Annotated in this window: 21 protein-coding genes and 3 pseudogenes; 15 read left to right on the top strand and 9 right to left on the bottom strand. The window is 69.9% G+C overall.

Translation table 11 applies throughout. The features are described 5' to 3' along the window. Window positions 1-13: 13 nt before the first annotated feature. The gene (locus tag OG978_RS17635) at window positions 14-658 is read right to left on the bottom strand and encodes a DNA polymerase ligase N-terminal domain-containing protein (protein ID WP_326766158.1); all 645 of its coding nucleotides are present in this window, start codon (window positions 656-658) and stop codon (window positions 14-16) included. Window positions 659-913: 255 nt separating this feature from the next. On the opposite strand from OG978_RS17635, the gene OG978_RS17630 reads away from it, so the two are divergent. Both OG978_RS17630 and OG978_RS17625 read left to right on the top strand, forming a co-directional pair. Further along, window positions 914-1,510, top strand: a complete 597-nt coding sequence (locus OG978_RS17630) for a TetR/AcrR family transcriptional regulator (RefSeq protein ID WP_326766157.1) — start codon at window positions 914-916, stop codon at window positions 1,508-1,510. Beyond that, a complete protein-coding gene (locus OG978_RS17625) occupies window positions 1,507-2,526 on the top strand; it encodes a DMT family transporter (RefSeq protein ID WP_326766156.1) in 1,020 nt (339 codons plus the stop codon). The genes OG978_RS17630 and OG978_RS17625 overlap by 4 nt, the downstream gene beginning before the upstream one ends. Here the strand turns inward: OG978_RS17625 and OG978_RS17620 are convergent. Then, window positions 2,498-2,947, bottom strand: a pseudogene (locus tag OG978_RS17620) (CehA/McbA family metallohydrolase); the annotation flags it as partial. The gene OG978_RS17625 and the pseudogene OG978_RS17620 overlap by 29 nt on opposite strands. 219 nt (window positions 2,948-3,166) lie before the next feature. Between OG978_RS17620 and OG978_RS17615 the strand changes: the two are divergent. The 4 genes from OG978_RS17615 to OG978_RS17600 all read left to right on the top strand — a co-directional run bounded on the left by OG978_RS17615 (window position 3,167) and on the right by OG978_RS17600 (window position 8,788). Further along, window positions 3,167-4,012, top strand: coding sequence for an LLM class F420-dependent oxidoreductase (locus OG978_RS17615; RefSeq protein WP_326766155.1), 846 nt, complete (start codon window positions 3,167-3,169; stop codon window positions 4,010-4,012). A gap of 130 nt (window positions 4,013-4,142) precedes the next feature. Further along, window positions 4,143-5,624 carry a peptidoglycan D,D-transpeptidase FtsI family protein gene (locus OG978_RS17610; RefSeq protein WP_326766154.1) on the top strand — a complete coding sequence of 494 codons (1,482 nt, stop codon included), beginning with the start codon at window positions 4,143-4,145 and terminating at the stop codon, window positions 5,622-5,624. Between the two features lie 1,125 nt (window positions 5,625-6,749). Further along, window positions 6,750-7,733, top strand: coding sequence for an ArsR/SmtB family transcription factor (locus OG978_RS17605; RefSeq protein WP_326766153.1), 984 nt, complete (start codon window positions 6,750-6,752; stop codon window positions 7,731-7,733). Between the two features lie 365 nt (window positions 7,734-8,098). Next, the gene (locus OG978_RS17600; RefSeq protein WP_326766152.1) at window positions 8,099-8,788 is read left to right on the top strand and encodes a hypothetical protein; all 690 of its coding nucleotides are present in this window, start codon (window positions 8,099-8,101) and stop codon (window positions 8,786-8,788) included. 24 nt (window positions 8,789-8,812) lie between these two features. On the opposite strand, the gene OG978_RS17595 is transcribed toward OG978_RS17600, so the two are convergent. The 4 genes from OG978_RS17595 to OG978_RS17580 all read right to left on the bottom strand — a co-directional run bounded on the left by OG978_RS17595 (window position 8,813) and on the right by OG978_RS17580 (window position 11,854). After that, window positions 8,813-9,460 carry an HAD family hydrolase gene (locus OG978_RS17595; RefSeq protein WP_326766151.1) on the bottom strand — a complete coding sequence of 216 codons (648 nt, stop codon included), beginning with the start codon at window positions 9,458-9,460 and terminating at the stop codon, window positions 8,813-8,815. Then, entirely contained in the window at window positions 9,457-10,410 is a 954-nt protein-coding gene (locus OG978_RS17590) for a helix-turn-helix domain-containing protein (protein ID WP_326766150.1), read from the bottom strand. Before OG978_RS17590 ends, OG978_RS17595 begins: the two co-directional genes overlap by 4 nt. A gap of 335 nt (window positions 10,411-10,745) precedes the next feature. After that, a complete protein-coding gene (locus tag OG978_RS17585; RefSeq protein ID WP_326766149.1) occupies window positions 10,746-10,991 on the bottom strand; it encodes a DUF397 domain-containing protein in 246 nt (81 codons plus the stop codon). Then, entirely contained in the window at window positions 10,988-11,854 is an 867-nt protein-coding gene (locus OG978_RS17580; protein WP_326766148.1) for a helix-turn-helix domain-containing protein, read from the bottom strand. The genes OG978_RS17585 and OG978_RS17580 overlap by 4 nt, the downstream gene beginning before the upstream one ends. A 134-nt stretch (window positions 11,855-11,988) precedes the next feature. On the opposite strand from OG978_RS17580, the gene OG978_RS17575 reads away from it, so the two are divergent. The 4 genes from OG978_RS17575 (at window position 11,989) to OG978_RS17560 (ending at window position 14,681) form a co-directional block, all read left to right on the top strand. Next, window positions 11,989-12,501, top strand: coding sequence for an ATP-binding protein (locus OG978_RS17575; protein ID WP_326766147.1), 513 nt, complete (start codon window positions 11,989-11,991; stop codon window positions 12,499-12,501). 64 nt (window positions 12,502-12,565) lie between these two features. Then, a complete protein-coding gene (locus tag OG978_RS17570) occupies window positions 12,566-12,742 on the top strand; it encodes a hypothetical protein (protein ID WP_326766146.1) in 177 nt (58 codons plus the stop codon). An 8-nt stretch (window positions 12,743-12,750) separates the two neighbouring features. Continuing rightward, a complete protein-coding gene (locus OG978_RS17565; RefSeq protein WP_326766145.1) occupies window positions 12,751-13,962 on the top strand; it encodes a JmjC domain-containing protein in 1,212 nt (403 codons plus the stop codon). After that, the gene (locus OG978_RS17560) at window positions 13,872-14,681 is read left to right on the top strand and encodes an aldo/keto reductase (protein ID WP_326766144.1); all 810 of its coding nucleotides are present in this window, start codon (window positions 13,872-13,874) and stop codon (window positions 14,679-14,681) included. Before OG978_RS17565 ends, OG978_RS17560 begins: the two co-directional genes overlap by 91 nt. On the opposite strand, the gene OG978_RS17555 is transcribed toward OG978_RS17560, so the two are convergent. Beyond that, window positions 14,669-15,508, bottom strand: coding sequence for a hypothetical protein (locus OG978_RS17555; protein WP_326766143.1), 840 nt, complete (start codon window positions 15,506-15,508; stop codon window positions 14,669-14,671). The genes OG978_RS17560 and OG978_RS17555 overlap by 13 nt on opposite strands. Before the next feature lie 246 nt (window positions 15,509-15,754). On the opposite strand from OG978_RS17555, the pseudogene aac(6') reads away from it, so the two are divergent. Continuing rightward, a pseudogene (gene aac(6'), locus OG978_RS17550) lies at window positions 15,755-16,221 on the top strand (aminoglycoside 6'-N-acetyltransferase). Window positions 16,222-16,270: 49 nt separating this feature from the next. On the opposite strand, the gene OG978_RS17545 reads toward aac(6'), so the two are convergent. Both OG978_RS17545 and OG978_RS17540 read right to left on the bottom strand, forming a co-directional pair. Continuing rightward, window positions 16,271-17,074 (bottom strand): MerR family transcriptional regulator, encoded by an 804-nt coding sequence (locus OG978_RS17545; protein ID WP_326766142.1) that lies wholly within the window; start codon window positions 17,072-17,074, stop codon window positions 16,271-16,273. Then, window positions 17,067-17,603: a VOC family protein gene (locus tag OG978_RS17540; RefSeq protein WP_326766141.1), complete on the bottom strand. Its 537-nt coding sequence runs from the start codon at window positions 17,601-17,603 to the stop codon at window positions 17,067-17,069. The genes OG978_RS17545 and OG978_RS17540 overlap by 8 nt, the downstream gene beginning before the upstream one ends. A 165-nt stretch (window positions 17,604-17,768) precedes the next feature. Between OG978_RS17540 and OG978_RS17535 the strand changes: the two are divergent. The 4 genes and pseudogenes from OG978_RS17535 to OG978_RS17525 all read left to right on the top strand — a co-directional run bounded on the left by OG978_RS17535 (window position 17,769) and on the right by OG978_RS17525 (window position 19,577). Beyond that, a pseudogene (locus tag OG978_RS17535) lies at window positions 17,769-18,138 on the top strand (type II toxin-antitoxin system RelE/ParE family toxin). A 2-nt stretch (window positions 18,139-18,140) separates the two neighbouring features. Next, window positions 18,141-18,509 carry a helix-turn-helix domain-containing protein gene (locus tag OG978_RS17530; RefSeq protein WP_326766140.1) on the top strand — a complete coding sequence of 123 codons (369 nt, stop codon included), beginning with the start codon at window positions 18,141-18,143 and terminating at the stop codon, window positions 18,507-18,509. 4 nt (window positions 18,510-18,513) lie between these two features. Beyond that, window positions 18,514-18,612: a DUF6191 domain-containing protein gene (locus tag OG978_RS48315; RefSeq protein ID WP_442817703.1), complete on the top strand. Its 99-nt coding sequence runs from the start codon at window positions 18,514-18,516 to the stop codon at window positions 18,610-18,612. Between the two features lie 14 nt (window positions 18,613-18,626). Continuing rightward, window positions 18,627-19,577 carry a GNAT family N-acetyltransferase gene (locus OG978_RS17525; RefSeq protein ID WP_326766139.1) on the top strand — a complete coding sequence of 317 codons (951 nt, stop codon included), beginning with the start codon at window positions 18,627-18,629 and terminating at the stop codon, window positions 19,575-19,577. The last annotated feature ends 58 nt before the right edge of the window (window positions 19,578-19,635 follow it).

The following is a 19,635-nucleotide window of genomic DNA, read 5'->3' as shown; positions in this document are numbered from 1 at the left end:
GTGCCGCGTGCGGTCACGGGGACCCGCTTCCCTCCTCGGCGGCGACCTGTGCCAGGGTGCGCCCGGTGCGGGCCGAACGTGCGAGGTACGGGTCCGGCGCGTCCGGCCCGTCATGGGTGGCCCGCCCGTCCTTGGCCTTGATCAGCAGCCACACCTCTTCGCCCGGGGTGCCCTGCTCGCCGCCGCCCTTGAAGCGGGTGAGCGCGAACTCGCCGTGCAGCTTGGTCCCGTCGAGCCAGAACGTCGCGTGCCCGTCCTCCAGGGACTGCTCGAACGGCACGGGCGCGCCCCAGCGGTCGTGGCTGAGCGGCCGGTAGGTGCCCTGGTCCCAGACGATCACCGTGCCGCCGCCGTACTCGCCCTTCGCGATGACGCCCTCGAAGGTGCGGTACTCCAGCGGGTGGTCCTCGGTCGGGACGGCCAGCCGCCGCTCGCGCGGGTTCTCCGAGGGGCCGCGCGGCACCGCCCACGACTTCAGTACGCCGCCGACCTCCAGGCGGAAGTCGAAGTGCATGCGCCGCGCCTGGTGGATCTGTACGACGAAGCAGGGTGCCGCGCCCGTCCGTTCACCGTTGCCGTGCGGTTCCGGCGTCAGGTCGAAGTGCCGTTTGCCGCGGTAGTCCCGGAGTCGGTCGTCGTTGTCGTCGGTCGCATCCATCCCGACACCTCCTACGGCAGCCCCCGCCCGGTGCTCCCTTCCACTGTGACGCCCCCGGCCGCGAAGCGCACCGGGACGGGTTCCGGTGCCGGTCCGCGCCGAAGGTATCTCGCTGTCAAGTATCTTGACGTCGAGATTGTTGGCGGTCGTGCAGGGCCGGGCCTGCACGCGGCGGCTCGGTATCGGCTCGCCCCGGGTCGGCGCCGCCCTCATTGTTAGGTAGACTGACCTACCTAATTAAGGAGGCGGACGGACATGGATGACGCGAAGGCCGTGAAGCGGCGGCGGGGGGCGGCGCGCGGCCGGATCCTCGATGCCGCCGCGCGCCGGTTCTACGCCGACGGCGTGGCGGCGACGGGGATCGACGCGATCACGGCCGAGGCCGGCGTCGCCAAGATGAGCCTCTACAACAACTTCGACTCCAAGGACGACCTCGTCCGCGCCTACCTCCAGGCCAGGCACGAGGAGTGGCTCGACCTCTACCGGCAACGGCTGGCCGAAGTGCAGGGCCCGGCAGACGCCGTGCTGGCCGTCTTCGACGCCTACGCCGACCATGCCGAACTCGCCTACGAGCACGGCTTCCGCGGCTGCGGACTGCTCAACGCCGCCGCCGAACTGCCCAACGGGCACGAGGGCCGGACGGTGGTCCGCCGGCACAAGGAGCAGATCGAGAGCCTCCTGTCCGCCCACCTCCAGGAGCTGCTGCCCGGCCAGGAGGAGAAGGCCCGGGTCACGGCGGAGCACCTGGCGTTCCTGCTCGAAGGGGCCATTGTGCGCGCGGGCCTCGAAGGCGACAGCGGACGGATGCGGAGTGCCCGGGACCTGGCGGCAGCCCTGGTGGGCACCCTGTGACCCGGCCCGCCCGGCGCACCGCCGGACCGGGCCTCGGCGCACTCGCGGTCCTGCTGGCTTCGGTGCTCTGGGGCACCACGGGCACCGCGGCGACCTTCGCACCCCAGGTCGGGCCGCTGGCGATCGGCGCCGCCGCGATGGGCCTGGGCGGCCTGCTCCAGGCGCTGCTGGCCGGGCGCGGCATCGCACGGGGCCGCGCGGAGCTGAGGGCGCAGTGGCGGATCGTGCTCGTCGGGGGAGCGGGCGTGGCGCTGTATCCGCTCGCGTTCTACACCTCCATGCACCTGGCCGGTGTCGCGGTCGGCACGGTCGTCTCCATCGGCTCGGCCCCGCTGGCATCGGCCCTGATCGAGCGGCTCGCCGACGGCCGGCGCCTGTCCCGGAGATGGATGGCCGGAGCCGCGCTGGGGCTGGCCGGCACGGTGCTGCTGTGCGCGGCCGAGGCCGCGCAGGCCGGAACCGGAACCGGCGCGGGCTCCGTCCGGCAGACCGTCGTGGGCGTCGGGCTCGGGCTGGTCGCGGGCGTGACCTATGCCGTGTACGCGTGGGCGGCGCACCGCCTCATCACCCGCGGCATCACCTCGCGGGCGGCCATGGGGGCGGTGTTCGGCCTCGGCGGGCTGATGCTCGTACCGGTCCTGCTGGCCACCGGCGCACCGCTGGTCGCCTCCTGGACGAACGCGGGCGTCGGGCTCTACATGGCGCTGGTGCCGATGTTCACCGGGTACGTCCTGTTCGGCTTCGGCCTGTCCCGCATCCCGGTCAGTACCGCGACGACCCTGTCCCTGCTGGAGCCCGCCGTGGCGGCCGTCTTCGCGGTCCTGGTCGTCGGCGAACACCTCCCCGCCCTCGGCTGGACCGGCATCGCCCTCGTCATCGCCTGCCTGGGCGTGCTGACCGCCCCGGCCCGGCCCGTCCGCGTACGCGCACGCGGCGGCGCGGCCCCGGTCTCCCGGCCCCGGGCCACCGCACCCGCCCGGCCTGCCCCTACCCCTCCAGGAACACCGGATTGGTGAGCGCCGCCAGTGCCCCCGGCAGCCCCGGCACCGTCGCCGGATGCCGGACCTCGGCCCGTACATAGGCCGCGTAGGCCGGAGTAGTACGCCACTCCACGGTCCCCGTGCCCGACTCGGGGAGCCCGGCCGTGAACAGCGTGCCCTGGTCGGTGACGAAGTGCGCCGTGCAGCCGGGTGCCCCGGTCACCTCCAGCCGGACGGTGACCGGGGTGTCGTCCCCGTCCACCCGCAGCCGCTCGCCGATCCCGGCATGCAGCCCGCGCCCGCCCGAGACGCCGAAGGCGAGCGTGACGGCGGACGACTCGGCGATGTACGAGTGCCCGGCCCGGATGCCGGCCACGATCGCCTCGCGCGACAGTTCTTCGGCGAGGACGACGGTCTGCGGCAGCCCCACCACGTCCGGCTCACGGTGGACATGCGAAGGGCTCCCCGGTTGTCGTGGGTGGCGAGGAATGACGCGCACCCGAAACCCTGGCGGCCGGCGGTGAACTCCGGAAGAACGCCGGAATACCTGAACGGGCCGCCCCCTCAACTCCCCGATTCCCCAATTCCCCCCGGCTCCCGCATGCTCGGCTTTCCGCACCGCACGGCATACGTTGGGTTCTCGTCCCTCACCGGATCACGACGGAGGTGTCCTCAGATGCGGATCGCCACAACGATCTTCCTCACCGATGAGACGATCACGCCGCTGCGGCTCGCCCGCGAGCTCGAACAGCGCGGCTTCGGCGGGCTCTACCTGCCCGAGCACACCCACATCCCGGTGAGCAGGGACACCCCCTACCCGGCGGGCGGCGAACTCCCGCCCGAGTACGGCCGCACCCTCGACCCCTTCGTCGCCCTCGCCCAGGCCGCCGCCGTCACCGAACGCCTCACGCTGGGCACCGGCATCACGCTCGTCGCCCAGCACGACCCGATCGACCTGGCGAAGCAGGTCGCCACCCTCGACCATCTCTCCGGCGGCCGGTTCACACTGGGCGTCGGCTACGGCTGGAACGTCGAGGAGGCCGCGGACCACGGCGTGGACTGGCCGGCCCGCCGCGACCTCGTCCGCGACCGGCTGGCCCTGATGCGCGCCCTGTGGTCGGACGAACCCACGGCGTACGAGGGCGAGTTCGTCTCGGTCCGGGCCAGCCATGCGTACCCGAAGCCGGTCCAGGAGCCCCGCGGCCCGGTGAACGGCCCCCGCACCCTGATCGGCGGCGCGGCGGGCCCGAAGCTGTTCGCCCACATCGCCGAGTACGCCGACGGCTGGCTCCCCATCGGCGGCCGGGGCCTGACCGAATCCGTGCCGAAGCTCCGCGAGGCCTGGGAGGCGGCGGACCGCGACCCGAAGCACCTCCAGGTCGTCCCGTACGCGGTCCTCCCGAGCGCGGGCAAGCTGGCGCACTACGCGGACCTGGGCATCGAGGAGATCGTCCTGCAGCTGCCCCCGGCGGGCGAGCCGGAGGTGCTGCGGGCGCTGGACGCGTACGCGGAGTATCTGTGACGGCCTGCGTAGACAGGGGCCGCCCGAGCCTCAGTCGGCTCGCAGATGGTTGCGGGTGCAACCATTTGCCCGTGTTCGGCATCTTCCTCAGTTAGGGATCGAACGTTCGTGAGTACGGGAGTGGATCAGGATGAACAGGCCGTTGCGGCACATAGCCATATTCTGCGGGCTGCTGGTGATGGCGCTGCTGCTGCGGGCCAACTGGCTCCAGTACGTCAAGAGCGAGCCCCTGGCCAATCATGAGAAGAACCGCCGGGTGAAGATCACCCAGTTCGCCACCCCGCGCGGCGACATCATCGTGGGCAGCGACGCGATCACCGGTTCCAAGGCGGTCGAAGGAACGGACTTCAAGTACCAGCGGACCTTCAAGCAGGGCCCGATGTACGCCCCCGTCACTGGATACGCCTCCCAGGCGCAGGGCATGTCCCTCCTGGAGAAGACGTACGACAGCATCCTCAGCGGCCAGGACGACCGCTTCGCGTTCCGGCACGCCAAGGACATCATCACCGGCGAGCAGCGGCGCGGCGGTGATGTGATCACCACGATCGACCCGAAGGCGCAGAAGGCCGGCTACAAGGGACTGACCGACCTCGGCGCACGGGGCGCGGTCGTCGCGTTGGAGCCGAGCACGGGGAAGGTCTTGGCCCTCGTCTCCACTCCCTCGTACGACCCGTCCGTCTTCGCCGGGAACTCGTTCAAGGAGGGGGACAAGTTCCAGGCGCTCGTCGACGACAAGAGCAAGCCGCTGGCCAACCGCCCGCTGCGTGAGACCTTCCCGCCCGGTTCGACGTTCAAGATCCTCACCGCGGCCGCAGCCCTGGAGAACGGCGTGGTCACCGACGTCGACGCGGCATCCGACGCCGTCTCCCCGTACCCCCTGCCGCTCTCCACGAACAAGATCGGCAGCGAGGCCGGCGACGCGGTGTGCAACAAGGCGTCCATGAAGACCGCGATGCAGTACTCCTGCAACAACGTCTTCCTCGACGCGGCGTCCAAGGTCGGCGACGAGAAGATGCGTGAGACCGCGGAGAACTTCGGCTTCAACGCCGATGTCTACGACAAGGAATTCGGCGACATGCTCGCCACCAAGAGCCTCTACCCGAACGAACTGGACAAGCCCGGAACCGCGCTGACGGGCATGGGGCAGGGCAGCCTCACCAGCACCCCGATGCAGATGGCCATGGTGACGGCCGCCCTCGCCAACGACGGCAAGCTGATGCAGCCGTACATCGTGGACGAGCTGCGCGGCCCCGACCTGTCGGTCCTGGAGAAGCACGAGCCGAAGCTCAAGAGCCAGGCCGTGTCCGAGGAGACGGCGAAGAAGGTCCAGGAAATGATGGAGTTCACGGCCAAGGAGGGCAGCGCCCAGCGGGCCTTGATCGACGGAGTCACGGTCGGCGGCAAGACCGGCACGGCGCAGCGCGGTGTCGACGTGAACGACGAGGTGCCGTACGGCTGGTTCGTCTCGTACGGCGAGGCCGACGGCAAGTCGGTGGCGGTTGCGGTGTTCATCGACCCGACGGCCATGGACATCTCCCGATCGGACATCTCCGGTGGCCGGCTGGGCGCGCCGATCGCGAAGAGCGTGATGAAGGCGGTGCTGGGGAAGTAGCCCGCGACCCGCAACCGAGGTGAACGCAAGGGCCGGGCGACCCGCACCAGACGGTGCGGCGCCCGGCCCTCGTGCGTACGGGCGCCCGGCGTTCGCCGGCTGTTGCCGAACGTCAGCGGGCGTCAGCGGGCGTCAGTGGAGCATCAGCGGGATTGGCCATCATGGGGCCGCCGCGGTCGTCGGCCCACGCGGGCCGACGACCGCAGCGGCGTGGTCGCGAGGGAACTTCATGGCATCCCCCGCCACGAATGCCTCGCATACGCGCCGTCCGGAATGTGACATTCAGAGAGGGAACGTTGAGAGCAAAGATCGCCAAAATCGCGGCGGCCGCATTACTGGCCGTCGGCTCCGCTGCCGTGATCGTCGCCACCGCCTCCGCTTCGGAGGACGCCGACACCCCCGTCCCGGCATCGAGCACGTCAGGGCAACCGGAACCCGCCCCCACCCTGACCGAGTCGCCCCGTTCCACTCTCGCCCCGGAACCGGGCAGCACAACGGCATCACCTCCGGGGCCGGGCAGCACAACAACGCCGCCCCCGGAGCAGAGCAGGACAACGGCACCGCCCCCGGAGCCGGACCGGACGACGACACCGCCCCCGGAGCAGGGCGAGTCACCGGACCAGCCGTCGCAGGACTACAGCGGAACGGCGAGTTTCTACAGCCCCAACGGGGTGCCGGGGGCGTGCGGCCAAGCCATCGGGGACAGCGATTTCGTTGTTGCGCTCGACTACCGCATGTTCGGATCCGGATCCCCGGCTCTTCAGTGCGGAAGGAAGGTCGTAGTCACGCACAACGGAAAGTCCATAACCGCGACGGTCCTTGACGCAAGCCCGACTTCGCCAATGTATGGCCTCGATCTGACGCCCGCCGCATACCAGGCGCTCGCTTCCCTCGACCAGGGGTCGATCGACGTCACTTGGCGTTTCGTGGAGTAGTCGGCGCACTCCCGAGCAGAGGTTCTCGGTAGGTCTCAAACGGCGGGACCCGGCCGACCGGGTTCCGCCGCGCGAATTTCAGGGTGGCCAGAATCTCTCAGGCTTCGCTGCGGCCGGTCGCGCCGCCGTGGCCCGGAGCCCCGTGCGTGTCAGGATTTCCGTCGAGCTCGATGGCCAACGGGGGGAAGCCATGCTGCGTATCCACTTCACGGGCAGAGATCTGGAGAACGTGCGCATCGCGCGCCGTCCCGACCCGCTCTGGGAAATCGTGTGCAGCCTGTGCCGCCTGCAGAACCGCGAGGGCGCGCTCGCCTTCGACCCGTGGCGGCAGGCGGCCGGCGGACTGCTCCGCCGGGGCGGAGCGGCCCGGGACGCGGCGTCGGCGCTGCGCAGTCTGGTGCCGCGTGCCGCCTACTTCCCGGACTTCCTCACCCCGTCCGTCGACGACGGCCCCGATGATCTCCGCTCGGGCATCGACCGGGTGCTCGCGACACCGCGACGCCGATTACGCCACGAACTGGCCCTGCTGTCGGCGAGCGGCGGACGGCCGTGGGCGGGCGCGGAGCTGGCCCGGGGCGACGTCGCGGCGCTGACCGCCCTGGGCGGCAACCTGCGCACGTACCACCGGGAGTTCATCGCGCCACTGTGGCGCCGCATCGGCGCTGCCACGGCGGCCGACACGGCCCTGCGCACCCGCGCCGTGGTGGACGGTGGGACGCGGGCGCTGCTGGAAAGCCTGCGGCCGATGGCGGTCTGGGAGCCGCCCGTGCTGACCGTCAGCTATCCGGTCGAGCGCGATCTGCACCTGGATGGCAGAGGGCTGCTCCTGGTCCCGTCGTACTTCTGCTGGCGGCAGCCGATCACCCTGGCGGACGACGGGCTGCGGCCGGTGCTGATCTACCCGGTCGACCGTACGACTGCCCCGCCCTCCGCGTCCCCGGCCGCACTGGCCCGATTACTGGGCCCGGCCCGCGCCGCGCTCCTGTACGAGACCGCTGCCCGCGACTGCGCCTCCACTTCCGAGCTGGCCGAAGCGACCGGATACTCGCTGCCGAGCGTCAGCCAGCAGCTGGCCGTGCTGCGGGAGGGCGGGCTCGTCGCGAGCCGGCGGGACGGCAAGTGGGTCCGGCATACGGCAACTCCAGTGGGCCGCCGATTACTCGAGGGCTGCTGACCGACGATTTTGGCTGGCCCAAAACGACGCGCGCACCGTTCTCCCGCCGCCGCAGACTGCTGGGGAACCGCACGGGAGTCGGCCGTCAACTCGGCTGCCGACAAGAGGGTGGCCCGCGAGCAGAAGGGGGTCTCGTGGAGCCCCGTCTGGTCGGTCCGCAACTGCTGACGCCCGGCCCGGGTCCGGAACGCTGAGCTCCTGGACAGCGGCATCGGTGCGGATATGCATGGAATGCCTTCTTTGTACCCGACCGGTCCTGCGGTGTCACGCCCTGGACGTGCCCGAAATGACAGGTATGGGGCCCGTCGGTACGTTCGCCGCAGGTTGGCCGTCCGGCCGACGTCTCTGAGACGGAGAGAAGTGACATGCCTACGCGTACCTTCGCTGTGGCGGCCGCCGTGGTCGGCGCAGCGGCCCTTGCCACCGGCATCACCTATGCGACTGACGGAGCCACCCAGGCCGAACCGGCCGCCGCGCGGGTCGAGCAGCCCGTTCACCGGGCCGCCCAGCCCGCCCGGCAGGCCGCCCCCGCACCGGCCCCCCTCGGAAGCGAAAGCGGAACGGAGGGCGAGGGGGACAAGGGGGACAAGGGCTCCGACCGCGAGGGCTCCGACCGCGGAGGGCGCGACGACGAGGGCGGCGGCCGGGGCGGGCGCGACGACGGCGGCGGCGGCCGGGGCGGGCGCGACGACGACGGCGGCGGCCGGGGCGGGCGCGACGACGACGGCGGCGGCCGGGGCGGGCGCGACCGCGGCTACGACCGGAAGGGGGAGGAGAAGATCTACTTCAACGAACGGGAGTACTCCGCCTATCCGGGGGGCTGCGTCCCCGCGGCCAGCGGGCTGGGATCGAGCAGCTTCAGCATCTACAACGACAGCCGGCACGCGGTCGAGGTCTTTCGTGGGTTCGCCTGTGACGGCGGTGCTCCGGTCGCCACGGTCGGCCCCTACGGCAGCACCTACGGTGTCGTGACCCCCAACGTCCAAGGCGGCGGGTTCATCAACAACGGCGTCGCGGGCAGCTTCCGGGTGATCGGCTACGACGAGGAGTGGTGACGGGGCCCGAAGCCCCGCGAGCTATCAGCTCCCGGACAGCAGCGACGGCAGCTTGTGCATGTCGTCGAAGACCACGGTGTCCGGCCCTTCCAACCAGTGCGCCGGGGTCAGCCCGCCCGCGAAGCCGAACGCCCGCATCCCGGCTGAACGGGCGGCCTGCACACCGTACTTGCTGTCCTCGACGACCACACAGGCGGCGGGTTCGACACCCATCCGCCGGGCCGCATGCAGAAAGAGATCGGGGGCGGGCTTTCCGCGTGAGACCTCGGTGGCGCTGAAGATGCGCCCCTCGAAGTGTGCGTAAAGCCCGGTGTGGCCCAGGGTGTGGCGCATCTTCTCGTGGCTGCCGCTGGACGCCACGCAGGTGGGGAGCGCGATGGCGGCCAGTGCTTCGTGGATGCCCTCCACCGCGACGAGTTCGGTCTCGACGGCGTCGCGGTGGAGGTCCTCGAAGCGCTTCTGCCAGGTGGCGGACGCGCCGGGCAGCGTTGCGTCGACCAGTTCGCCGATGGACTTGTTCGACCGCCCCACGAACTTCTCGACGACCTCCTCCGCCGTCAGCGGCCACCCCAGCTCGGCGCCCACCTGGACCTGGATGCGTACGGCGATCCGTTCGCTGTCGACGAGAACGCCGTCGCAGTCGAATATGACGAGTTCAGGAGCAGTGATCATCCGCTCAGGATAGGGAACGGGGCGTGCGGATCGTCGGCCGCTTCTTCCCGGCAGTCGCGGCAGTTGCCTGGGGTGGGGGACCGGAAGGCCCGCTCACAGCGGTCGCAGTTCTGGAACAGGACGGTGGGGTGATCCGGGGCCGGCGGGGGCGGGAGAAGAGCGGTGAGCCGGTACCGGAGCAGCTTGGCGGGGCGCTTGAGGGGCTGGGGCAGATCGTGGGTGAGGGCATGCCGGAGAGCGGCGGGCGTGGCACCGCGCTCGAACCAGGTCGCGGCGGCGGGGGCGAGGAGGACGACGTCCTTCTCGGTGAGCGTGATCGCGGCCGAGTGCCGGTGGAGGTCGGTGAGCAGCGCGGTGGCGGCGCGGAGGTACTGGGGGAGCGGGTTGCGGGGCTGGGGGAGCGGCGGGGGCTCTGCCGTGGCGGCCCTGGGGACGGGGGTGGGGGCGGGAGCGGGGGCTGATGTCGGTGCCGGTGCCGGTGCCGGTGTGGGGGCCGGTGCCGCCATCGGTGTGGGAGCCGGGCGGCTGGGACGGCGGCGCGTCCTGGAGGCCGGACTCGGGGCCGGGTGTCGCTGCGCGGCGCCGGTCGGCTGGTTGTAGGAGCAAGTACGCGTGACGACCCGCCCGTTGGAGAGGCGCTCGCGGGTACGGCTCAGGTAGCCGTGAGCCTCCAGTTCGCGTAACGCGGCGGCGATACGGGCCTCGCTCTCGGGGAGGCGGTCGGCGAGGGTCTTGATGTCGATGCGCGCCCCGGCCGGAAGCGACTGGATGTACGTCGAGAGCCCGATCGCGAGCAGGGAGAGCTCGCGGTGCTGGGCGAGGTGGTTGCCGATGACGGTGAAGCGGCTGGTGTGCCGGGAGTTGATGTGCATGACACCGGATGTCGGCGTGGCGCCCCCGCGAACGGGAGACGGGGCGCGCGAGGGCGCGCTAACCTGCTGTGTATCCATCAGGAAGCTCCGAACTTCCTCGGTGGTCAGGCCCTCGGCTTGGGAGTCGCATTCCTAGCCGGGGGCCGACGCGTGTCTGGGGTTGTCGCGGTGAGCATATGCCAGCGAACCCCTGTGAAATCCAGCTCAGTTGGCGAACCTCACCCGTGTGAGTGACGGGCTCCTGTACGTGGCTGGGGAGGGGTTGGGTTGGGAAAGTTTCTTCTTCCCAAAGCCTTTAAAAGCCTTTTTACGTCGTGGCCCGCCGCGTCGCGGTCAGCCGGGTCGCGGCGCACCGGGTCGCGGCTGTCGCGACCCGGTGCGGGACGGGGCGAGCGGGGGCTGACCTGGGGCGATCAGCCCTGCTGCGCGTACGCGACGAACGCGGACCAGGCGCCGGGGGCGAGGTCGAGGTGGGGGCCCTGGGTGTTCTTGGAGTCGCGGATGTGGATGGTGGTGGGGCAGGTCGCGACTTCGACGCAATTGCCGCCTTCGCCGGTGCTGTGGCTCGACTTGCGCCAGTCGTAGGCGACCTCGATGCAGTTGCCACCTTCGCCGTCGCTGTGGCTGCTCTTGAACCAGTGCAGTTGCTCGGTGTTCATAGCTCTCCCAGCATCTTCTCGATCAGCATCAGGGACTCCCTCGGGGTGAGAGCCTGCGCTCGGATGATCCCATAGCGCTCGCTGAAGACGCGGACCTCCTCGGAGTCTGTGATCAGCCGTGGATGCCCGTAGAGCTCTGTGTAAACCGCTTGCTGCCGCCCCTTGGGGGTGATCAGCGTGAACGTGCCGTCAATCGCGGCGTGTTCCTCGCGATGCGTCGGCATGACCTGGATTTCCACCGTCCGCAGCCTTCCGATGTGCATGAGCCGTTGCAACTGCTCTGCGTGGACGGCCCCGCCTCCGATTGGGCGCCGCAACACGGCCTCTTCCAGTACGTAGCTGAAGGTCGGCGCAGGCCAGCGCTCGAAGATCTGCTGCCGATCCAACCGGTCTGCGACGCGCTTCTCGATGGTCGCCTCGTCCAGCAACGGGCGGCGCTGCGTGAAGACGGCCCGCGCGTAGGCCTCCGTCTGGAGCAGGCCGGGCACGACCTGGGCGCTGTACTCGTGCAACGCGGCCGCATCCGCCTCAACCCGCGCGTAGTTCCGGAACCAGTCCGGATGCCGGGTACGCGCCCGCGCCAGCGCCTCCCGTACCTCGTCGACGGCGGCGCACAGCACCCCGCCCGCATTGAGGAGCGGGTCCACGCGGATCAGGAACTCCGGCTGCGGCGTCCGTACGCCCCGTTCCATCGCCGAGATCAGGTCTTCCCCGCAGTGGGCCGCGAGGCCCAGGTCCTTCTGGCTCAGGCCCGCGCGTTCGCGCAGCACCTTGATCTGTTTGCCCAGCGCTTTGAAGAGGTGCGCCGTTCCATCCGATTCGGCCGGCCGCTCCGGCCTTTCTTCGCGTTCCGCGTTCGCCATCTTCCCCGCACCGCTCTCTGTTCGCCCGGTCACGGCCGACGCCCCGTACGGCCGACAGGGCGTGCCCGTACAGCTACTCGGCGTCGTGGTGTCACTGCTGGTCAGCGTACGAGCAACCGGACACGCTGAGTCACATGAACGCCGAAATCACCCTTGTGGGCGCCGAGTTCGTCCAACGCTTCAGCGCCACCCGTCGGGGCGCGCGGCTCGCCCGGCGGCTTGCTGTGCACCAACTCGACGCGTGGGGCGTTCCGTACGGGAGCGAGCTCTCCGGGGACGTCGCGGTGATCGTGTCCGAGCTGGCGGCCAACGCGGTGCTGCACGGGCTGGTGCCGGGGCGGGACTTCGAGCTCCGGCTCGTCGCTCTCGCGGGCACGCTCCGTATCGAGGTGTCGGACGCGAGGGGCGAGCGGGGGCCGGAGGTCAGGCCCTCCGGCCCCGGCGCGGAATCGGGGTTCGGCCTGCACCTGGTCGGGGCGCTGGCGACTTCGTGGGGCGTGAAGGACCGGGTCGTCGGCAAGACGATCTGGGCGGAGCTGTCGTGCCCACGAGACCGCCGCGCCACCCAGCCCGGTGGCATGGCGCCACCGGCAAACGAGGGTGAACGCTCCGCGCATTCGTCCGAATCCCGCTCTACTGCCATCTGAGGGACGCGGGTTAACTCGAACCTTCGCCCGGAGCTGGGCGGGTACGGCTGAGAGGAGAGCGTAGATGGCAGACAAGGCGTCCACACAGGTAGCGGGGACCAGCCCCGCGCTTCTGATCGCTGTGGAGGAGTTGGCGACCGCGCACGACCGCAGCGAGTCCGAACGGTCCGACGTCACCAGCTCGCAGAACAGCGCGGGCGATGACGGGGACAACCGCGACCTGAACCTTCCGAAGGAATAAGAGAACCCATGGAGCACCGGCTCGTCACCCACATCGAGAAGGCTCTCGGCTGGGACGGGCCGGGTTCCGTGGGGACCGCGTTCGCACGCGGCCGTCTCACGGACCCGGAGCTGCCCGCCCGCCTGCTGACCCCGCACAAACTGCTGGATCTGATCAAGCGGCGCCACCTGTCCAGTCCGCAGCTCCGCTGCTACGCAGAGGGCGACGAGATACGCCCGTCTACGTTCCTGTCCACCAACGTCAACCGGCGCAGGCAGGCCGTGAGCCAGGCTGACATGGCGGCCCTCGGGCGGATCCTCAACGACGGGGGCACCGTGGTCCTGGACCACGTGGACTTCTTCGACCCGACGCTGGAAGTCGCCTGCCGGGCCCTGGGCCGGTGGTCCGGCGAACTGACCTCCGCCAACGCATACCTCGCGGTCGGCGAAACCGACGGATTCCATCTGCACTGGGACGACCACGAGGTCATCGCCGTGCAGCTTTCCGGCGAGAAATCGTGGGAGGTGCGCGGCCCGTCCCGGCCGGCGCCGATGTACCGCGATGCCGAACGCAACCGCACGCCCTCCGAGGAAATGTTGTGGAAGGGCACCATGCGGGCGGGAGACGTCATGCATATTCCCCGCGGCTTCTGGCACACCGCCACCCGCCTCGGCTCCGGCAGCGGTGGCCACTCGCTGCATGTGACGTTCGGGTTCACCAAACGGACAGGCGTCACGTGGGCCAACTTTCTGTCCGACGTCGCCCGCGCCGATGATGCGTTCCGCCGCGACCTGGAAGGCGCAGAGGGAAGCGCACACGAGGTGCTGACGGACAAGCTCAGCGCTCTGGCCGCGGCCTACAGCCCCGCGCGGTACCTGGACGGACTGCGGTCCAACACCCCGCCCGCACGCCACATGCCCTACGTGACCGCCTTCGGCCGAGCGGAGAGGGTCGCGGCCGTCACCGAGTTCGCCCCTTCCATCGTTCGCGTCGGCGACACGGTCGAAGTCAGCGGCGGGGGCAAGCGGCTGACCTTCCACGCGCGCGCGGAGCCGGGTCTCCGTGCGCTCCTTTCGGGTCACCCGGTCTACCTGGACGGTGCCGACGTGGACACCACCACCCTGGCCGACCTGCTCATCACGGAGGGGCTGTGCGAACCACTGACGGAAATGTCGTCCTCGGGCTATACCGGTCTGGTCACCCCCATGACGTACTCGAAGCAGCTGCCGACCTCGGCGTAGCGCACCTCGACACCGCCTCGAACTACCTACGCCATCGCTCACACGAGGTACTGAAGACGCAGGCCGGTGATCTCCTGCCGAATTTCACGATCTCCACCAAGGTCGGGTACTTCCCCGGGGAACACTCCCTCGACCCCGCCCGGCTGCGCGCCGGAGTCGAGCGGGCCGCGAAGGAGCTGGGACGGGAACCGGACGCGGTACTCCTCCACAACCCCGAGCACTCCCACCCCGACGCCGAGATGCTGGCGCAGGCGTGTGCGGTCCTGGCCGGTGCTGCGCAGGCGGGGCTGTGCGGGAGGTGGGGCGTATCCAGCTGGAATCCGCGCCCGCTCGTGGGCCTGGACACACCCTGCCCCGATGTCCTCATGGTCCGGTCGGGACTACTGGTGGGTGTCGACGTCCTTGAAGCGGCCGAGGCCATCGTGACGCGGTGGCGGCCGTCGCAGGTGTGGGGCATGAGCCCCTTCGGCGGCAGTGCGAACGAGGCGGTGTGGGGGAAGTTCGACCCGCGGATCTTCCTGCGGGATGCCCTGTCGGCCACGAGGGTCCAGGCGGCGTTCCGTTCCGCCTACGGCCTGCCCCGGGTCGACGCGGTCGCGGTCGGCACGGACAACGTCGAGCACCTGCGGGAGCTGGTCGGCGCCCTGGCATACGAGGTCGACGACCAGGTGGTCCAGGAGTACCGGCAGCTCCTCCGGGCCCGCCGTCAGCCCGTCTGAAGTTCCTCCACCACCCGCTCCGCCGTCTCCCGGGCGGCCCCCAGACGGGGGTCGTCCGGGTCGGCGTAGGGGCCGAGGATCTTCGCGGCGACGAACAGCGTCATCAGCCTGCCGTCCCGGGTATCCAGATCGTCACGCCGTTCGCTGCGGACGCGTTCGGCCAGAGCCGGGACGGCGAGGGAGGCGCCCCACAGATTTGCCGCGTCCAGGCCGCGCGGGGCCATGCCCCAGTCCTCCCAGTCGAACGCGCAGAACACCGGCCCCGTCATATTCGCCCAGTTGAAATCCGCATGGGCCGGACGCTGTTCGACCACGACTGTATCGACGCCGGGGAAGACACTTTGGATCGTTCCCGTGACCAGTTCCTGCGTGAGGGTCTCGGTATCCGGCGTCGCGATCCGGTTGGTGTGCTGCGCGGCGAGGGCATCCAGGGAGGCATTCATCGCGGCCCACCACTCCTCGGACAGCTGCGGATCCTCCGCCACCACGGCGCTGCCCACCGGTGTCCCGGGCAGCAGCTCCGTCTCGTCCGCGCGCCACATCACCGGCTCGGCCTCATCCCGCCACGCGACCCCGGCGAACCAGGCCGGCTTGGCGATCCCGCGCAGGGCCTCCGCGGACGCGGTGCCGTCCCCACCCTGAACACCGATCCGGTCGAGCCCCCGCCGCTCGATACGCACCCACGTACCGCGGTCCGTACGCGCCCCCACAGACCGACGCTTGCGCACCACGGTCTCGTGCCCCAGGCACACCCCCAGCGACCGCTCCACACGGTCCAGTACGGCTTCCACACGCTCTTTCCGCAGATCCACCGAACGCAGCGTCATACGCCCGAACGTACCAAGCCCCGGGCACAGCGCACCGAGTCCGACACAGCCCTGCTCTGCGGACCGCTCACGCCGCAGCATCCACCCCGGACCGCCTGGCCGGGGAAGTCAGCACCCGCCGCATCTTGTATCCAATCGGTGCCCGCGCGTGAGTCGACTTCCTGCGACGTGAACAGGGCGGAGTGCCCACGAGAGCTGGACGGCAATGCCCCGGCGTTCTCCGTACCCCTCGGGGAGAATGAGGGCATGGAGTTACGTGGGGACAAGGTAGTGCTGCGGCCGATGGTGATGGTGAGATCCTCGAAAGGGTCGTGAGGGAACCGGAAGTCGCGGCGTGGTGGTCGCCCCCGGACGGCTACGAGCGAATGCTGGCCGTCGTTTTCGAGGGCGAGGTCATCGGCGCCGTCCAGTTCAATGAGGAGAACGATCCCGAGTTCCGCCACGCGGGCATCGACATCTTCCTGACGGCGAGGCACCACGGGAAGGGCCTCGGTACCGACACGGTACGCACGCTGGCCCGGTGGCTGGTGCGGGAACGCGGCCATCACCGGCTGACCATCGATCCCGCCGCGGCCAACTCCGCGGCGATCCGCTGCTACGGCAAGGTCGGGTTCAAACCCGTGGGAATCATGCGGGCGTACTGGCGGGACCACCGGACAGGGGTCTGGCAGGACGGTCTGCTGATGGATCTGCTCGCGGACGAGCTGGTTTGAACTCCTGTGTGGCCCGCAGTCCGTCGATGGACGCTTCCGGATCCGCGCTCTACTGCCAGGTCGCGGTGTCGGGGTCGATGCCGTGGGCGCGCGCGTCGGCGTCGACGATGCGACGGAACCATGTGGCAAGGCCGGCGCGGATGCCGTCGTAGTGGGCGGCGAATGCCGGCTCGGCCTCATACATGCGGCCGAGACAGACCTGCATCTGTCTGGTGAGGGGAAAGTACGAAGCGAAGACTTCGCGGTGCCGTTCGACGAGTTGAATCGCTTCCGGGCTACCAGGCGTGATGCCGGCGTCCATCGCATCCCCGAGGGCGCGGTCGAGGGCGGCGACGGCGTCGGCGATGGCCTGCCATTCCTCCGGACCGCGAGAGGCCGAGCGTTCGGCGTACTGCCGCCATTGCGTCGTGTCTCCCCAGCGCTGACGGGCTTGGGCGGGCCCGTCCGGGTTCCACTGGGGGCCGAAGATCGCGGCCTGCTGCTCTGCGGTCAGCAGCAGGCCGCGCTCGTGGGCGTCGATCATCCGATCCAGTCCGGTGCTGAGCTGCTGGAGGCGGTCGATCCGTTCCGCGACCTGGGTGCGCTGCGCGCGCAGTGCGCCGGGTACGTCTGCGGTCGAGTCGTCCAGGACGGCCTGAATCCGGTCCAGGCCGAGACCGATCTCACGGTAGACGACGATGCGGTGCAGGCGTTCCAGGTCACCAGCGGTGTAGAGCCGGTATCCGGCAGCCGTGCGCAGCGACGGTCGCGCGAGACCGATCTCGTCCCAGTGGTGCAGCGCGCGGACCGTCACGCCCAGGCGCGTCGAGACCTGACCGACGGGCAGGCCGTCGGCGTCAGTGGAATCAGGCATGCTCCTGATTGTCTCCGCGACCGACGCCGGGTGGGGTGATCCCGATGGCCTCAAGGTTCCGCGCCTCCTGACTGGCCGGATCAAAGGGCTTCGCCGCAGTGAGAACGATCCGTGCGTTCTCGGGGGTGACCACCTCCACATCGCGGGTGTTCCAGGGGGTGTCCCGTGGACCGTCGACCGAGTCCGGGCGCAACGCACGACAGGCCTCCACAAGGGAATCGACCTGGCTGAGCACGCACGAGAAACTGAAGCTCATCGCTGGTGCCTGCTCCGGAACGCTCGCCGTCGTGACGAGGAGTACGTCCTGGAACGCCCACCGGCGCAGATGCACAAGCCTGCCGGGGATGCTGAACAGCTCGAAGAACCCGAGCCCACGAATCCAGAAGTCCACCGACGCCGCCAGATCGCTCGTGGGGATCGTCGCGAACGCGGGCATTCCATAGATGCCACGGAACAGCTCCGGCGGAACCGCATCCGGGCCGGGAGTGGGTACGGGGCTCATCTCAAACGCGTTGTAGTGGTCGCTCATGCACCTCACCATCCGGCCTCACGCAACGTGAGGGTCAAGCCGAGTCCGCGAATCCTGCCCTACCTCAACGATGCGACCACCGAGCTCGTCCATGCCGCGCCCCGCCGACGTGGCGAGGAATCCGCTCGAATCCCGGCCTATATAAGTTTCTGTATAGTTTTTCCTGTGGAATTACCTTGGCGAATCGAGATCGAGCCCGAGGTTCGGCAGTGGCTGGCGCTGCTTGCTGATGCTCAGTACGACAAGGCCGAACGGGCAGCTGACATGCTCGCGGCGAAGCCCACAACTTTGGGCGAGCCCCTACTCCAGGCACCTTGGCGGCAAGGTGCGTGAGTTGCGCTTCACCATGGACGGCAGCGCGGTGCGCATCACCTACTGGCTTGCCCCCGAGAAGCGAATCGTGCTGCTGACGGTGTTCCGGAAGACCAAACAACGTGAGACTGCCGAGGTCGAGCGCGCCCAGCTGGCCCAAAAGGTGTGCGAGGCGGATCATGGTGCGGCCGCGCACACATACGACCGGAGCGAGGAGGCATAGTCGTGGATCACTCCCAGTGGAAGACACGGCAGACCAGAAAGCTTCTGGGGGAGAGGGTCGAGGAGTCGTCCGCCTACGTCGAGGCCGGGTACGCCTTCGCGCTGGGGCAGGCTGTCCATGACCGGCGGACCGAACTCGGGCTGTCGCAGACCGAGCTGGCCCGTCGCGCGGGGATGACGCAGCCGCAGATCTCCAACATCGAGGGTGGCGATTCCGTTCCGACCCTGGCTCTCCTGACGCGCCTGGCCAAGGCCCTGGACGCGTCGCTCACCATCGACCTGGACGGCGATACCTCGGCGTTCTCCTTCACCGCGCACGAAGGCGGCGGCCCGGGTGGGATCGGAGCGGGCGGGCGCTCCTCAGCGGCCTGAGGACATGTCGGATGGCGCACCGCCGCGCATGGGCGTTGATCTGGACGCCGGTACGGCCGTGATCCGGGCCGGAAAACGGGTCGACGGCTCTGCGGAGCACTGACACAGTGGCGCAGCATGGCGAACTACGAGCTCGTGACCGCCGCGGACGTGCAGCTCATGCAGGCTTTGGCGCAGCGTGTCACCGCTATCCGACCGGACCTGGTGAACAGTGACGCGACGCTCGGCGAGCTGGCTTGGATCTGGGGCAAGGGGCGTGCCGGCGATGGTGCGAGCTGGACGCGTCGGCTGTGGTTCTCCGGCGGGGATCTGGTGGCGTGGAGCTGGGCCTTTCTTCCGCACCGGGTGCGGCGGAACGACGGGTCGGTGAAGGATGTCACCGGCGCCTACCTGGCGTATCAGGTCCACCCCGACCACGCCGGGCTGGTTGACGAAGTGATCGACTGGTACGACGGTACGGCGGCGGGCCTCGAACGTACGGTGTTGCCGAGCGCCGCCGATGGGTTCGCCCTGAAGCGATGGGCGGCGCACGGCTATGAGACCGACCCGGACTCGCTCGGCGACACCGGGTCCTGGACCCAGTTCAACGAGCGGGACCTCACCGACGTGGAACAGCCCGTCCTGCCGGACGGATTCCGGTTCCGCACCGCCGACGAGGCCGGGCCGAAGGCCGCGGTCCAGGCCCATGTGGACGCGTGGGCGCCGTCCGTGTACACGGCCGAGGCCTACCAGGACGTCCGGCAGACGGCGCCGTACCGCGGCGACCTGCACATCCTGGTGGAGGCGCCGGACGGCACGATGGCATCGTCGACGATCATGTGGCTCGACGAAGCGAACAGGACCGCTGAGTTCGAGCCGGTCGGGACGCATCCGGACTACCGGCGTCGGGGGCTGGGGCGGGCGATGCTTCTGCACGGGATGCGTCTGGCGCGGGCGGCCGGGGCAACGCATATGACGGTCGCCTGCCTGGGTGCGCCGGGGCATCCCCAGGCGCGCGGGCTGTACTACAGCGTCGGGTTCCGGGAGTTCACGCGGGACGTGCCGCTCATCAAGGCCCCGACTGCCTAGACGACAGTCCCCAACGGGGACGAAGGCGGGCCCACGCGCACCACGCGTGGGCCCATAT

This window comes from Streptomyces sp. NBC_01591 (genome assembly GCF_035918155.1).
Lineage (GTDB): Bacteria > Actinomycetota > Actinomycetes > Streptomycetales > Streptomycetaceae > Streptomyces.
This window is presented reverse-complemented; position numbering and strand designations above follow the sequence as displayed.